We start from the raw sequence: 15,276 nt of genomic DNA on the forward strand, positions 1-15,276 counted from the left end.
TTAACTTTAAGCAACAAACTCCATCAAACTCCTGTAAGCCACAAAACGGTTTTTGTATCTTTCGTTTAATACAGCCTGTAAAGCTGGTGCAAATTCTTCCTGGTATTTATTGTACTGTTCGAGTGTTTCTACAACGTATTGTGCACAATAAGTTACCCCTTCGTTAGGCGAATCTACCACCTTTAATAAGCGGTTAGAAACAAACAAACCTGTTGCCATTACCTCAGGGATATGAACATCCTGCATCCATTGTAACCATTCTTCGGCTGCTGCATCTTCGAGGATGAGCGTAACATTATATAAGTACATGCTGCAAAGGTAAATAATATATAAACGTTAAAAAATGTATGGATTAAGCTTTTTATTCTTTTAAGTGGTGTTATTCAACTAAATTTGTAACACCCATTTTTTAAGCATGATACGCAATAACGCCTCTCAAAAAATAGATAACTCTACGCGCAATTACATCTACACTGGTTACCTTACTGCCATTTTCGGTGGTATTTTAGGTTTGGTAATTGGATGGGATTTAATGAAAAAGCGGAAAACACTGATTACAGGTGAAAAAGTGTTCTCTTATTCGTTAACCGACCGGCAGCACGGAGCAAGAATCCTGATTTTAGCCGGTATCTGTTTCATTCTATTATTAACACTGACTATTATTGCACTAGATGCTTAGCGTTGAGCGTTAGGCAACAAGCGTTTGGGCACAATTACCCCCCTGAGCGTAGCCGAAGGATATACCGTTAACCGATTAGCCAAGAATGCAGTTCTCAGTTAGCAATTTGCAGTTACCAATGACAAATGAACTAATTAATCTGCTACATGCCTGATTTTGTAACCTTCCAGCGATTTAATGATAATGCAGCAGCTTTGGCACTGGCCGAAACATTCAGAGAAAATGGGATATTGCGGGTTGGAAGATGTTTCTGAAAATTTTGATGTCTCGTTTGCCAATAATGAAATCAATAAAGATTTTAGAATAAAGTTGAAGCCTGCAGATTTTGAACGGGCCGACACTTTGCTGCTGCAACTGGCGGAGAAAGATTTAGCAGATATCGATCCGGGGTACTATATTTTTGATTTCAGTGACGAAGAACTGAAAGAAATTATTGAAAAACAGGATGAATGGAACAGTTTAGATTTTTTACTGTCAAAGAAAATATTAAAAGAGCGTGGTGTAGAAGTAAATGTTAGTCAAATCCAAACACTTAAAGAAAAAAGGTTAGAAGCGTTAGCTGAACCTGAAGAAAGTCCGAAGGTGCTGATTGTAGCGGGCTATATTTTGGCTGTTGTTGGCGGATTAATAGCCATTATTATCGGAGCTTATTTACGAACGCATAAAAGAACATTGCCTAACGGAGAACATGTATTTAATTACGCTCCGGCAGACCGGGCACATGGCGAAAGAATTTTGATTATAGGTATTTTAGCGTTAGTACTTTCTGCTGCGTACCAGTTTATGAAGTATATTTAATCTGGTTTGGTGTTTGTCGATTGGCGCTTCGCCGGCAGCAATCATTACAATAAAACAATCAGAGCAATACAGTTAACCGATTAACCAACAATGCAGTTCTCAGTTGACAATTTGCAGTTCCCAATAAACCAATGAAATAATGACTAATGAACGAATCAAACTCCGTCTCCGCGTAAATTCCTGAACCTTTTTCTAGCTTCGGCACTGAACATGCTACCGGGATAATCTGTGATCAGTTTCTGGAAATAAATTTTTGCCTGGGCAATGTCATTCAGTTTTTTTTCATACAGGTCGCCTAAAGTAAAAAGTGCATCATCCGTCCAGATTCCGTCTTTAAATTCTTCCGTTACTTTTTTAAGGATATCGGCTGCTTTCTGAAAATCGTTCTGTTTTATAAAAATCCTCGCTTTGCTCATCATAATGGCATCAGCCAAACTGTTCTGCGGAAAGGCAACTGCAATGCTGTCCATTTTTTTTACCGCTTTTTCGGGCAGGTTCCTGAAGAGTAGCATTTCTGCATCAGCATACATTTTTAAGGCATTACTATCTGCAGGGGTTTGGATGTTATCGCTGATTAATAAACTCAGGTTTAGCGCATCATTAGCAATTAATTGCGAGGTAGCTGCTTTTAAAACCAAACATTGCCCGTTACTGTATTCGAAATTACCTTGGTAAAAAGAAAGCTTTGCGCTGCGGAAACGGGCCTCGTTTCCCACCGGCTGGCCTTCAAACTGTTTGCTCACCTGCTCGTAAACCAAAAAGGCTTCCCAGGGCTGGTTGGTTAAGATGTAAATATCGCCTAAATCAAGTTTCAGCTGGCCGAGTTCCATATCGTTGATTCCCGGCATTTTAATCGCGTTTTCCAGTTCTTTTTCTGCTTTAGCAGGCTGATTGAGGTAATAAGCCTGCAGGTTGGCCAGTTTTTTAATCGCGAAAAGCGTATTTCTGTTTTTGCCATTTTCTTCCAATAAAGCTTCATAATCTTTCGCCAAAAGATCGAGGTCGGCAACCGCATATTTCCCGTTTGTACGCAGGTTATATTTGGTATTCAGCATTTCAATCTTTGATTGCAGGTAGTATTGGTTATCCTTCCCTTTGGTGAGCAGGTATTCATAAGCTTTAATTGCCGTTTCGTAAGCACCATTATCTACAAAAGTGTAAATGGCATTAAATAAAGTTCCGCCATCAGCCTTGGTGCGTTTATCAAAGGCAATTAACTGACGAAGGGCCATGTCAAATTCCTGTTGCTGGATATAGTTCCAGGTTAGCAGCTGGATATAAATTTCGGCATCAGGTTCTTTCTGTATCTTCTTTAAAATAGCTGCCTGAAAAGTCTGGTAATCATTTTTATCTTCAAAAATGGTAGAAAGTACCGCCTCCGCCTGTGGCAAAAGCTGCGGCATAGTTGCCATTGCATCCAGGTATTCCTGCATTAGCATGGGCTTATCTTTTTTAAAACGGTAAATGTTCAACAGCTCGAAAACAAATGCCTGATCGTTGCCCAGCAGTTTTCTTCCCTGTTTAAAAGTTAAAACGGCAAAATCGTAATTTTCGAAACGGTAAAAACTATTGGCCAGGTTACGGATTTTAAATTCTTCTTTAGGGAGTTTGGCTATTACATCGTTAAAGATTTTACCGGCCGCCTGTGCATCGCCTTTTTCCTGGTAAAGCTTGCCCAGCGCTATAGGATAAAGCTCGCTCTGCGGACTTTTTTTAATTTCCTTTTTAACAACTTTTTCGGCTACATCGTAACGCTTTAATTTTAACAGCGTATTAAAGTAAATATCGAAATAAGCTTCGTTATTGGGGATGGCATAAAGTTTTTCTAACAGCACAACTGCTTTTTCATAATCTCCATCCTGGTAATACTGAATGGCCAGAGTGCTTTCATCAGGCGTAACCTGCTGGTTGGGACGGAATGTTTGTGCGCCGGCCCCGAGTGTTAGCAATAAGAATATGAAGAAAAGCAAACGGTTCATAAACCCTAAATTATAAGTTTTAAATGTAACATTTTAATACATCTTTAGCTAAAACGCTCAGGCATATAAAACGTATTTTAAATGTTACCTGTATTTTATTTTGTGTAAATTTTATAAATACTAAATTGAACCACAACTTATTATTATTTGCATAAGTAACATTGTTGGTGTAAATCGCAGTAAAGTTGATATGTTACTTATTTTTGTCATCCGGTGAAGGATTTATTTATGCTGAAGAGAGTTTCCCTATTGCTAATGGTTGTATTGATCTGGGCCTGTAATGGTTCAAACAATAATACTATTCCCGTGGATGATTTTTTTAAAACGCAGGATAAAGCTTATTACCGAATCTCTCCGGACGGGAAAAGTCTTTCTTATTTAAAACTTCAGGATAAAAAACTCAATCTTTTTGTAGAAGATCTGGCTACAGGTAACAGCTTTCAGCTTACACATTTAAACGGAAAAAATATCAGCTTCCAATTCTGGACCAGCAATAACGAACTGATTTATTACACCGAAGACGGATCGAAAGAACGCAGGTCAGATATATTCGTTATTAATAAGGATGGAAGTAAACAGGTACAGTTAAGTGCTAACGAGAAAAGCAGGCTGAGGGTAATTGAAGATCAGCTGATTGATGATAAATACATTGTTGTAGCTTCCAATAAACGCGATTCGACACTGTTTGATGTATATCGCCTAAATGTACGCAACGGCGCAATGGAAATTGCAGCTAAAAACCCGGGCAATGTTACCAAGTGGATGACAGATAGTAAAGGGGTGCTTAAAATTGCCGTTGCCAGCGATGGGGTAAACGAAACCTTAATGTATCGTGAGAATGAAAACCAGGCTTTTGCCCCGGTCATCACCAATAACTTTGAGACTACGCTACAGCCCATTGCCTTTTCAGAAAGTGAGCCAAACGTACTTTACGCCATTTCAGGTATTAACCGCGATAAAAATGCGCTGGTAGCACTTGATTTAAAAACTGGTAAGGAAAAAAAAGCTCTTTTTGCAAACGATACACTGAACGTAGTTGATGCAACCTATTCGCGTTTCCGCAAAAAAATGCTTTTTGCAACCTGCGAAACCTGGAAAAGGGAAAAATATTATCTTGACGACAGCACGAAAACGGCTTACTCGAGGATAGATCAGTTTTTGCCGGGCACCGAGTGGGTAATTATGGATAAGGATAAAACCGATAAAGTGTTTGTAATACGTACTTTCACGGATAAAAACCCTGGTTCTTATTATCTATATACCGCAGGTGATAACAGACTAAAAAAACTTACTGATGTAAGTCCTTCGATAAAACCGGAGGATATGTGCGCCATGAAACCCATTAGCTTTAAAAGCCGCGATAGTTTAACCATTAATGGTTATTTAACGCTGCCTAAAAATAAAAAAGCTGTCAACCTGCCTGTAGTCGTATTTCCGCACAACGGACCAAAATCGAGAAACAGCTGGGGCTATAATGCAGAGGTACAGTTTCTCGCTAACCGTGGTTATGCCGTTTTACAGGTAAATTATCGTGGGTCTACCGGATATGGAAAATCATTTTATGCTGCTGGTTTTAAACAATGGAGCGATAAGATACAGGAAGATGTTAATGATGGCGTAAAATGGTTAATTGCCAAAAAAATTGCCAACCCTAAAAAAATTGCCATTTATGGTAATGGTTTTGGCGGTTATATTGCCTTAAATTGTTTGTATAAAAATCCCGATCTTTATAAATGTGGCGGATCAAATTCGGGTGTAATTAACCTGTTTAGTTACCTGAAAACCTTTCCACCCTTTTTAAAGGCAAAACTGCAGATGTATTACGAAATTGTAGGCAATCCGATAACCGAAACCGATTACATGCGCTTTGCATCACCTGTATTCCATGCCGACAGGTTTAAGGCACCTATTTTTATAGCCCAAAACCCTAAAGATCCAAGTGTAAACGTAGCAGAGGGTGTACAGTTTATTAAAGAGCTTAAAAAGCGCAACGTTCAGGTTACCTATATCGAAAAAGAAGAAGGGCCCGATCCTGTGGTGCGCCAACAGAGCAGAACGGCGCTGTACAAAGCCCTTGAAGAATTTTTGCAGGATAATCTAGGTAAGAAATAGGTATGGCCTTAGATAAAAAAAGCAGTTACCGTAAAAATTCCTCACTTGGTATAACTTTTATTGTACTCATTTCCATTCTTTTTATCCTTTCGCTTTTCTTAGCGTTTAATTACAGTAAAAAATCGATCGAGAATGATTTTGTTTCGGAGAAGGTAAATGTGCTCGAACAGAGTATTAAGCCATATAATGATTTTTTTCAGAACAAAATGCCCGAAGTTTCTTATTATAACGGCTTTCTGGATTCATCTACAGCCGCTAAGTTTGTGGATACGGTAATGCTGAAATATCCTTTTATCTCAAAAGTTACTTTTTACGATACGGAGGTCAAAAATGTGCCGGTTAAAGATGGTATTAATGCAAACCACCTGGGGATTGGTCCAAAATCAATTTATCAGTTCGGAAAAGGGGTAAAACCCGATTCGGTAAAACTCTATTCGGAAGACGATACGCGCTCTTTTAATGTAGGGAGCGATTTTAATGCCATTGCCATTAAACTGGCTACTTTTGTAGAAGATTTGGATACTGTATCTGTTCCTAAGCAGGAAGAATTGTTTACTAATTTTTCAATTGTAAATTCCAACGAAAATAAAATTACTTACCTTAATATTCCAAGTCGTGATGATTTAAGGACTTATAAAGACATGATAAGGCGGAAGCTTAGCCCGTCGCCTGTTTACCAGCAGGATGTACTGGTTTTTAAGCTCGATGCCAATCAGATAAAAATCGTTAATACCCGGCCATTATTGTATCAAACCATCAGGATCGAACCATTAACTTATGATCCGATTGATACCTCTGATGAAAACATTACCACAGAAATTGCGCTTCCGGGTGCATTTTCTGATTTTAAATTATACCTCGTTTCATCTAAATCTTATATCAAAAAGGAGATTTTTATCTACTTTATGCCCATTGCCCTATTGCTCTTATTGGTATACGGCGTATTGTTGCTGGTGGCCTTTTTAATTTACCGTAACCTGAACATCAACAGCAAAATGTTTAAGCTGCAGTACGATTTCGTAAACAACCTTACACACGAGTTTAAAACGCCTGTAAGTGTGATTAAAATTGCCGGGAACAACATTAAAAGTGCTCCATCGTTAAGCGCGAGGGAACAGCAGCTTTATGGTAAAATATTGGATGAAGAAGCCGATAAATTAAATGGTTTAATGAACAAACTGCTGGCCTTTACGCAGATCGAAAACAAAGCGATTAAATTAAACCAGGAGGAAGTTAATATTGTGGATTTTATCGAAAGCACCATCGAATCGCATACCTTGAAACACCCTGATTTTAAAATTACCTACGAGGTGGCCGGTTTTAAAACTTTTATTACCGATCCGGTGTTATTGGGGAGTTTGTTCGATAACCTGGCCGAGAATGCCTACAAATATTCAAAGCCCGATCAGAAGAAACTGCATATCAGTGCCAAGCTTATCAAAGGTGTATTGGTGTTCCGTTTTACCGATAAAGGTATTGGTATCGCATCATCAGAATTAAACAATATATTTAAGAAGTTTTTCAGGATACAGAATGAATATAACCAAATGGGCAGTGTAGGCCTGGGTTTGGCATTCTGCAAAGAACTGGTTAACTTTATGGATGGAGAAATTACCGTAAAGAGTAAAGTAGGAAGTGGTACGGAGTTTAAGATCGTACTGCCATATAATAATTAGGTTGGAAGGTTAAAGGTTGGAAGATTGAAAAGTTAGACTTAATCTTCAAACATTTTAACATTAAAAAAATAAATAGAAACTTGAAATGTTACACGTTGAGAGGTTAAACCTCAAAACATTTCAATATTGCAACAATTAAAAAAGTTGGATCATAGTAAAGCTGTTGAATAACATTGCAACTTTCCAACATTACCATGTAAATACACACACATAATGTCTAAAGAAGTAAAAATATTAATCGTAGAAGATGATGAAAATCTTCGCTTTCTTGTGGCCCACCGTTTAAAAGCCGAGGGTTATACTGTGCTTGAGGCAAATGATGGCGAGGCAGGCGAAAGAATGATTTTGGCCGATCAGCCCGATATTGTTTTATTGGACTGGATGATGCCGGGTAAACAAGGTGCCGAAGTTTGCGAAAATGTGCGTAAGCAAGGTTTCGAAAACCTGGTGATTATGATGACCGCCAAGGCACAGGATGTAGATAAAATCGATGCCTATAACTTTGGTGCATCTGATTATATTACCAAGCCTTTTAATATGGACGTTTTAGTGGCCATGTTAGAGAGCAAGGTTAAATTCATCGTGAATAAAGATTCTGCCGAAATCCATCGTTTTGGCAATATGGAACATCACCCGAACATCCATACGTTATTCAGGGATGGAAAGAAAATTGAGTTAACGATATTAGAAAACCGTATTTTGCTTTATTTTCTGCGTAATCCGGGCAAAGTAATCAACCGTGACGAATTGATGCTGGTGGTTTGGGGTTATAACTCTGATGTAAACACCCGTACACTCGATATGCACATTGTGCGCTTGCGTAAAAAGATAGAACTGAATCCTGATAATCCGCAGTTGTTACAGACTGTTAGGGGAGTAGGCTATCGCTTTAACGCGGGATAGGCTAATGATTGAATGAAAGAATGAGTGAATGAGAGAATGTTTTTAGGGATAATGCCCATTCTCTCATTCAATAAATCAATAATTCATTCATTTTAAATTCATTCATTTTAGCCTACGCTCTTTTCAACGTAAAAATCGTAATCTCCGGTAAAATGCCAACCCTGCCCGGATAGCCTAAAAATCCATAGCCAACATTTACATAAAGCTGTTGTTTTTGCTCCTGGTATAAACCTGCCCATTCTTTGTAGATATATTGCACAGGGCTCCATTGATATTCTTTTAGGCGAACGCCAAACTGCATTCCGTGCGTATGGCCACTGAACATGGCATCTATCTGCGGATATTTTTGTAAAACCTCTCCGCGCCAGTGTGAAGGATCGTGACTTAATAAAAGTTTAACCGGTAAATCATCTGTATTTTGAACAGCAAGTTCCATTTTTCCATATTTAGGGAAACGGCCCATACCCCAGTTTTCGATGCCTAAAATCCCGATTTCCTCTCCGTCTACCTTTAACCTGCGGTTTTCGTTCATTAACAGGTCGTAACCCATAATTTTATGCACATCAACCATATCTTTCAGGTTTTTTACTTTGGCCGGAGAAGATTCCTTGCCGAAATAATAATCACCATAATCGTGGTTTCCGAGTGACGAAAATACACCTAGCGGTGCTTTTACCTTCGAAAATATATCCTGATAATCCCTTACTTCGTTCGTGAGATTATTTACTAAATCACCTGTAAAAAAGATAAAATCCGGCTTTTCACCCAACAACATTTCTACACCGCCTTTTACTGCTGTTTTGTTGTAAAAACTGCCTGAGTGGATATCCGAAATTTGCCCCATGGTAATGCCATCAAAAGCTTTTGGCAGGTTAGGAAGGATTAAATTTACCCTTCGCACCTGATAATCGTAAGCACCAGAAATAATGCCCCAGCTTAACGAGGTTAGAGGCACAGCAGCTGCCACCAATCCGGCTTTTACCAAAAACGCTGAACGTGTGATTGGCTCTCCTGGAATTGCCGCTGTTTCTTGTTGTACAGAATTATTAGAAAGTTGAACCGTTTTATTTTTCCTGAAAATGTGGATGAACAATCTGCGTAGATCGTCCAGTACCAGAAAGGGCAACATGGCCAGTTTACAGGCTACCGTTAAAAAGAAAGCCACTAAGATAATTGCCCTTAACGTGAGGAAAAGATTAAGGTAAATGCCACAGAAAACGCCTATAATTAATAGCGCGCTGTAAGTCCAGTAAGCAATGCCAAATGCTTTTTTTGTACCCGGTTTCCATTTTTTAAAAACAGAAACAATGGCTTTATAACAGTAAATATCAAATGCAATAATGAAAATGCAGGCGACAATAATAAAAGGTAATCTTCCCATGTTAAGCAGGATGGTTGATATTAAAAAAGCTTCGACAATATGCTATTCATTTAAATAGAATATTGTCAAAGCTAGTAAAATTGTCTAAAAATAATTATCTGAAGTCGTCTTCGTCCTCTTCTTCGTCAAATTCGGCATTAAATAAGCTGCCAAACATATCAGAAAAGCCGAAGCCACCGTTTAAAAAGTTTTTGCTCAATTGCGAGTACTCAGCTAAGCCATGTAATACAAATTCCATTAACAGCAAAGTTTGGTTTTCACTCAGTTTTGGATGGAATTTCTTTACGAGATCATAAAGTCCCGGTACCAGCATCAATGCTTTTTTATACTGCGAATTGCTTAAAGTATCGGTAACATCAACGTTGTTGCCTTCGGTAAACCACTCGGTTATTTCGGTATAAGGATTGGCAGTTTTGCTTTTTTTAGCCTTTTCAGGATCTGGGAAGTACCGCGCAAACAAAGTTTTTACGGCTTTACCGATCAATGTGGTTGCAACATGTGCCGGACCTTCCAGCTCACCTTCGTAAACCAGTTCTATTTTACCGGTTATGGCCGGAACAATTCCGGCAAGATCAGATAAACGTACGAACGTATTTTTCTCGCCAGCAATCAACATCCTTCTTTCGGCCGTGCTGATCAGGTTTTCGTAGGCAGAAATGGTTAACCTGGCCGAAACACCCGATTTTTGATCGATATATTCACTTTTACGGGCCTCAAAGGCAATCTGTTCTACCAGATCTTTCACTAAACCATCGGCTTCAATGTTGCTTTTTTGTTCTGGGGTAAGTTTCGCTTCCTGGAAAGTAATTTTACGCGAAATTTCGATGCTTTTTGGATAGTGGGTCAGAATCTGACTTTCAATCCTGTCTTTTAGTGGCGTAACAATACTTCCGCGGTTGGTATAATCTTCAGGGTTTGCCGTAAAAACAAACTGGATATCCAATGGTAAACGTAATTTGAAACCACGAATCTGGATATCTTTTTCCTGCAACATGTTAAACAAGGCCACCTGTATACGTGCCTGTAAATCGGGTAGCTCGTTAATTACAAAAATACTGCGATGTGCACGCGGAATTAAACCAAAGTGGATTACACGTTCGTCATTGTAGGTTAATTTTAACGTAGCCGCTTTTATGGGGTCAACATCTCCGATTAAATCAGCTACCGTAACATCTGGCGTGGCCAGTTTCTCGGTATATCTTTCGCTGCGGTGCAACCAGGCAATTTCGGTATCATCGCCTTTTGTAGCGATTTCGTTTTTGCCATACCACGAAATGGGATCCAATGGATCGTCAAAAATTTCGCTTCCGGCAATATAAGGAACATATTCGTCTAAAAGGTTTACCATTAAACGGGCAATACGTGTTTTTGCCTGTCCGCGTAAACCCAACAGTAAAATGTTATGGCGTGATAAAATTGCGGTCTGTAATTCGGGGATAACCGTTTCATCATAACCGATAATGCCTTCAAATTCGGTTTTTTTGTCGCGGAGAACTTTAATCAAATTTTCCCTGAGTTCCTGCTTAACGCTTCTTGGTGTATAATTTGTAGCCTTTAACTGGCCTAATGTTGTATTTTGCATATATCGGATGTATACTATTCGTTATTTACTCTTCAGTTTTTTCATAAACTCACCAATTGCAGGTTGAAGTTCTTTAAAAAGTTCCTGGTCTCTGTTTTTTAAAACTACTTCTGTAAACATTTTCAAACCAATGGCAAACTCGGTACTTTGATTTTCATCATCAAAAATGTTTTTGCTTTTAATGGCATTGATAATGTTAAATATATTGTCGTGGTTGTCAAATTCAAGCGTTAAAGGATCATTTTTTACATCATCCTCTTTTGCTAAAGATATTTCTTCTAATGTTAATTTATATTTATTTGTACGTTTGGCCATGCTTGATTTATTTTAATGCCCTATATCTTCCAACTCAGGGCTAAAGACTTCGGACTCCCGACTATTTCACTGTTTTCCGTCTGTTTTTAATGTAATCTTCAAAAATATATTCACCTAAGCCATTTAATGAGCTGTAAAAAGCCCTTCCGCCATTAATTTCAGTAAACTGACGCACAAATTGCTGCAAATAAGGATCCTTGGCAATCATAAACGTAGTAATCGGAATTTTTAACCTTTTACACTGTGCCGCCATATTTAAGGTTTTGTTGATCACTTTTCTGTCCAAACCCATACTGTTTTTATAATATTTGCCATTTTCTTTCAGGCAGGTTGGTTTTCCATCCGTAATCATAAAAATCTGCTTGTTGTGGGTTTTCCGGCGACGGAGTAAATCTGCTGCGAGTTCCAAACCTGCATAAGTATTGGTATGGTAAGGGCCAACCTGTAAATAAGGCAGGTCTTTTAAACTAATCGGCCAGGCATCATTTCCAAAAACAACAATATCCAAAGTATCTTTAGGGTATTTTGTTTTAATCAGTTCGGCCAGCGCCATTGCCACTTTTTTAGCTGGCGTAATCCGGTCTTCACCGTACAATATCATCGAGTGCGAAATGTCGATCATCAGTACTGTAGAAGTTAATGTTTTAAAATCTTTTTCTTCTACTTCCAGATCGCGGTCGGTTAGGGTGAAATCGCCGATACCATGATTAATCTGTGCATTTTGGATCGAAGCAGTCATATCGATCTGGTCTAAACTATCACCAAAATTATATTCACGCCTATCGGCATTTTTTTCTTCGCCTATGCCCGATTGGTTGCTGTTGTGGTTACCCCGACCAGATTTTTTCAGTTTACCAAAAATTTCATCCAGGGCAGATTTTCGGATGGTCTGTTCCGTTTTGGCCGTAATTTTAAATTCTCCCGATTGATTGTCTTCCGTCAGGTAACCTTTATCTTTCAGGTCGTCGATAAAATTACCGATGCCATAATCGTTATTGGTTAATTTATATTGTTTGTCGAGTTCGTTCAGCCAGCTTAAAGCCTCTGCTGCATCTCCTGCCGTATAGTTTAGCAATTCGCTAAATAATTTCAGCAACTCATCAAAACCTCCCTTAGGCGCATCGCCCGGCTTATAATCAGAAAAACGAAAACCTCTCATGTGCTTATATTAACGATTTACCGAAGATAAAAGTTTCGGTTTGCATTAATTTAAGCGCCATGTCATATTTGGGACAACTCAACAGACCTTATAGGTTTCAAAAACCTATAAGGTCTATGAAAACTTATCCCAATGCCATATGGTAAATCTTTTTATTATAATCAGGGTTAGCACCAGGTTGAGAAGCTACAAATGCACCTACTTTGCAGGCATTATCCAAAGTGGTTTCCATTGGGTAGCCTTGTAAATAGCAGGCAATAAACGTAGCTAAAAAGGCATCGCCGGCACCAACAGTATCGGCAACCTGAACTTTGTAACCTTCATGTTTAAATAATTTCCCGTCTTTTAAAACACAGGCGCCTTTATCGCCAAGTGTAAGGCAGATGATTTCGATATTGAATTGCTTAGAAAGTTGTTTCAAAAGCTGCTCATCGGTATTTCCGGTTAAACCGAATGATTTTTTTACCCAAACAATTTCATCTTCATTTATTTTAAGGATATCGGCTTTGGCTAAAAGCGCTCCGATTAATTCTTTCTCATAAAACGGAGCGCGAAGATTAATGTCGAATATTTTGGTTTTCGCATGGTCTAAAAGTTCGAGAATTGTTTTTTTAGATTTTTCTTCCCTGCACGTTAAGCTGCAATAAACCAAAGCATCGGCCTGTTTTACAGCAGCTACGTTTTCATCCGTAATTTTAATATCGTCCCATGCTACCGGCTGTTTAATGGTATAGGTGGCCTGATGGTTTTCATCAAGCTGTACCACAACAGTACTGGTCGGTAATTCGGTGTTCACCTGGATCAGATCTGTTGAAAAATGATGGCCGGTTAAAAAGCTCAGTAATTCCTTGCCATTATCGTCATCACCAACAGCACTGATGAAACTGCTTTCGATACTTTGTTTGTGTAAATTAAGCGCAACGTTCATACTCGAACCGCCAGCTTTTTTTCCCTCGGGAAAAACATCCCAAAGTATTTCGCCAATTGTAATTACCTTATTTTGCATGGTAGCTTGATAAAAAATGTAAATAACCAATTTTTAGCGATGGAACAAAATAATTTGTTTCATATCTTTAATTTTTACCAAAATTGTAATAATCATGAAAAAAATACTGCTTATCGCCCTGTTTTTTATTTCTTTCAGCACTTATGCTCAAAATGCAAAAGATAAACAGGCTGTTCTCAACCTGCTCGAGAAACAGCGCAGCGATTGGAACAAAGGCGATGTTGAAGCTTATATGCAGGGTTACGCAAAATCAGACAGTTTACTTTTTGTAGGTAAAAGCGGACCGACCTATGGCTGGCAAAAAACACTGGATAATTACAAACGTGGCTATCCCGATAAATCTGCCATGGGCTTTTTGGTATTCGGAATAAAAAAAGTCGAATTTTTAAAACCTGATCTTGCCTTTGTATTGGGTAGCTGGAACGTAAAACGCGAAAAAGATGAACTAAAAGGTTACTTTACTTTGCTGATCAAAAAAATAAAAGGCGAGTGGAAAGTGATTGTTGATCATAGCAGTTAGAGATGGATGATGTGAAATGGATGAGGGGGAAAAGTTGCCTCCTTGTCGTCATTTCGAGTCTGAATTTATTGCATAAAAATCAACATGAGTGACATCTGTAATTGATTTTTTTGCCCTGTAGCACAGTCTTTCCTCGGCTCGCCGCCGCCGAAGGGCTCTTTCTTTTTGGCATCAAAAAGAAACAAAAAATGCCGGCTGAAAATTTTTCTTTGGAAGTCATTGGGTTGGCTGGGTCAGTGGAGCCCGAAAAATTTGTTAGGCCGGAATTAAGCAGAACGGAGATGCTCTGCTGTGGCCTAGCTGAGTGGAAATGCATGTGGTCGATAAATAGTTTATTATTAATGAATTACTAGATAGCGTTAATGATAACGGAGTGTAGAAATCTGTTTAGATAGATCTCTCCACTCCGCTATGCTTCTGTCGGGATGACGCTGTTTTTTTATTAAGGTCTGTCAAAGGGCACGAGCAATGATTTATCTACTCCCCCAACTTAAAATCCTTATAATAATAATCTTTATCTGCATCGGTTAACTGGCGGATTACCCTGCATGGGTTTCCTGCGGCGAAAACATTATCCGGGATATCCCTCGTAACCACACTGCCCGATCCAATTACTACATTTGATCCGATTTTTACGCCGGGATTGATTACTACGTTACCACCAATCCACACGCTGTTGCCAATCGTAATTTCCTGTGCCCATTCATATTCCTGATCACGCAAATGTGCATGGATGGGATGGCCCGCGGTGTATATGGCTACGTTTGGCGCAATAAAAACGTTGTTGCCAATGCTCACTTTGGCGCAATCTAGAATAACTAAATTGAAATTTGCATAAAAGTTATCACCGATTTCGATGTTGTAACCATAATCGCATCTAAACGGTGGTTCTACATAAAACATCTTTTCTGTTTTACCGAACAGCCTTTTTAGTAATTCTTTACGCTGTTTTATGAATTTTGGAGCCAGGTTGTTAAACTCGAAAACAATTTCGCGGGCTTTTAATCTTTCTTTTGCCAGTTCTGTATCGCCTGCCTGATAAGCCTTGCCGGCAAGCATTTTTTGTTTTTCGGTAAGTATGTTGATTTCCATGGGTATCTTATTTTTTGATCGGTAATAAAACTATGTATGCAATAATAACAAAAAACGGGGCTATCGTAACCGAT

General features: G+C 38.7%; 14 protein-coding genes. 6 read left to right on the plus strand and 8 right to left on the minus strand.

Annotation, left to right across the window (positions count from 1 at the left end; translation table 11 throughout):
- Positions 1 to 6 precede the first annotated feature (6 nt).
- Positions 7 to 309, minus strand: coding sequence for a DUF4286 family protein (locus DRW42_RS04545; protein WP_113947645.1), 303 nt, complete (start codon positions 307 to 309; stop codon positions 7 to 9).
- Between the two features lie 106 nt (positions 310 to 415).
- Here DRW42_RS04545 and DRW42_RS04550 point away from each other — a divergent pair, with 106 nt between their 5' ends.
- Both DRW42_RS04550 and DRW42_RS04555 read left to right on the plus strand, forming a co-directional pair.
- Positions 416 to 679 carry a hypothetical protein gene (locus tag DRW42_RS04550; RefSeq protein ID WP_113947646.1) on the plus strand — a complete coding sequence of 88 codons (264 nt, stop codon included), beginning with the start codon at positions 416 to 418 and terminating at the stop codon, positions 677 to 679.
- 183 nt (positions 680 to 862) lie between these two features.
- A complete protein-coding gene (locus DRW42_RS04555) occupies positions 863 to 1,477 on the plus strand; it encodes a hypothetical protein (protein WP_113947647.1) in 615 nt (204 codons plus the stop codon).
- 155 nt (positions 1,478 to 1,632) lie between these two features.
- On the opposite strand, the gene DRW42_RS04560 is transcribed toward DRW42_RS04555, so the two are convergent.
- The gene (locus tag DRW42_RS04560; RefSeq protein ID WP_113947648.1) at positions 1,633 to 3,456 is read right to left on the minus strand and encodes a tetratricopeptide repeat protein; all 1,824 of its coding nucleotides are present in this window, start codon (positions 3,454 to 3,456) and stop codon (positions 1,633 to 1,635) included.
- Between the two features lie 228 nt (positions 3,457 to 3,684).
- Here DRW42_RS04560 and DRW42_RS04565 point away from each other — a divergent pair, with 228 nt between their 5' ends.
- The 3 genes from DRW42_RS04565 to DRW42_RS04575 all read left to right on the plus strand — a co-directional run bounded on the left by DRW42_RS04565 (position 3,685) and on the right by DRW42_RS04575 (position 8,147).
- The gene (locus tag DRW42_RS04565) at positions 3,685 to 5,568 is read left to right on the plus strand and encodes a S9 family peptidase (protein ID WP_113947649.1); all 1,884 of its coding nucleotides are present in this window, start codon (positions 3,685 to 3,687) and stop codon (positions 5,566 to 5,568) included.
- Positions 5,569 to 5,570: 2 nt separating this feature from the next.
- Positions 5,571 to 7,244, plus strand: coding sequence for a sensor histidine kinase (locus tag DRW42_RS04570; protein ID WP_113947650.1), 1,674 nt, complete (start codon positions 5,571 to 5,573; stop codon positions 7,242 to 7,244).
- A 213-nt stretch (positions 7,245 to 7,457) separates the two neighbouring features.
- Entirely contained in the window at positions 7,458 to 8,147 is a 690-nt protein-coding gene (locus DRW42_RS04575) for a response regulator transcription factor (protein WP_025143982.1), read from the plus strand.
- A gap of 112 nt (positions 8,148 to 8,259) precedes the next feature.
- Here DRW42_RS04575 and DRW42_RS04580 read toward each other — a convergent pair whose 3' ends face one another.
- From DRW42_RS04580 to DRW42_RS04600, 5 genes are all read right to left on the minus strand, one after another.
- Positions 8,260 to 9,528 carry a metallophosphoesterase gene (locus DRW42_RS04580; RefSeq protein WP_113947651.1) on the minus strand — a complete coding sequence of 423 codons (1,269 nt, stop codon included), beginning with the start codon at positions 9,526 to 9,528 and terminating at the stop codon, positions 8,260 to 8,262.
- A 94-nt stretch (positions 9,529 to 9,622) separates the two neighbouring features.
- Positions 9,623 to 11,110, minus strand: coding sequence for a MoxR family ATPase (locus tag DRW42_RS04585; RefSeq protein ID WP_113947652.1), 1,488 nt, complete (start codon positions 11,108 to 11,110; stop codon positions 9,623 to 9,625).
- A 21-nt stretch (positions 11,111 to 11,131) separates the two neighbouring features.
- Positions 11,132 to 11,425 (minus strand): DUF3861 domain-containing protein, encoded by a 294-nt coding sequence (locus DRW42_RS04590; protein ID WP_113947653.1) that lies wholly within the window; start codon positions 11,423 to 11,425, stop codon positions 11,132 to 11,134.
- 61 nt (positions 11,426 to 11,486) lie between these two features.
- Complete coding sequence (locus DRW42_RS04595) at positions 11,487 to 12,584, minus strand: vWA domain-containing protein (RefSeq protein ID WP_113947654.1); 1,098 nt, start codon at positions 12,582 to 12,584, stop codon at positions 11,487 to 11,489.
- A gap of 124 nt (positions 12,585 to 12,708) precedes the next feature.
- On the minus strand, positions 12,709 to 13,590 hold the full coding sequence (locus DRW42_RS04600; RefSeq protein WP_113947655.1) for a carbohydrate kinase family protein: 882 nt from the start codon (positions 13,588 to 13,590) through the stop codon (positions 12,709 to 12,711).
- Between the two features lie 94 nt (positions 13,591 to 13,684).
- On the opposite strand from DRW42_RS04600, the gene DRW42_RS04605 reads away from it, so the two are divergent.
- Positions 13,685 to 14,110: a YybH family protein gene (locus DRW42_RS04605; RefSeq protein WP_113947656.1), complete on the plus strand. Its 426-nt coding sequence runs from the start codon at positions 13,685 to 13,687 to the stop codon at positions 14,108 to 14,110.
- A 477-nt stretch (positions 14,111 to 14,587) separates the two neighbouring features.
- On the opposite strand, the gene DRW42_RS04615 is transcribed toward DRW42_RS04605, so the two are convergent.
- Complete coding sequence (locus DRW42_RS04615) at positions 14,588 to 15,202, minus strand: sugar O-acetyltransferase (protein ID WP_244215185.1); 615 nt, start codon at positions 15,200 to 15,202, stop codon at positions 14,588 to 14,590.
- Positions 15,203 to 15,276 lie beyond the last annotated feature (74 nt).

Origin of the sequence: Pedobacter miscanthi (assembly GCF_003315595.1) — a bacterium.
Lineage (GTDB): Bacteria > Bacteroidota > Bacteroidia > Sphingobacteriales > Sphingobacteriaceae > Pedobacter > Pedobacter miscanthi.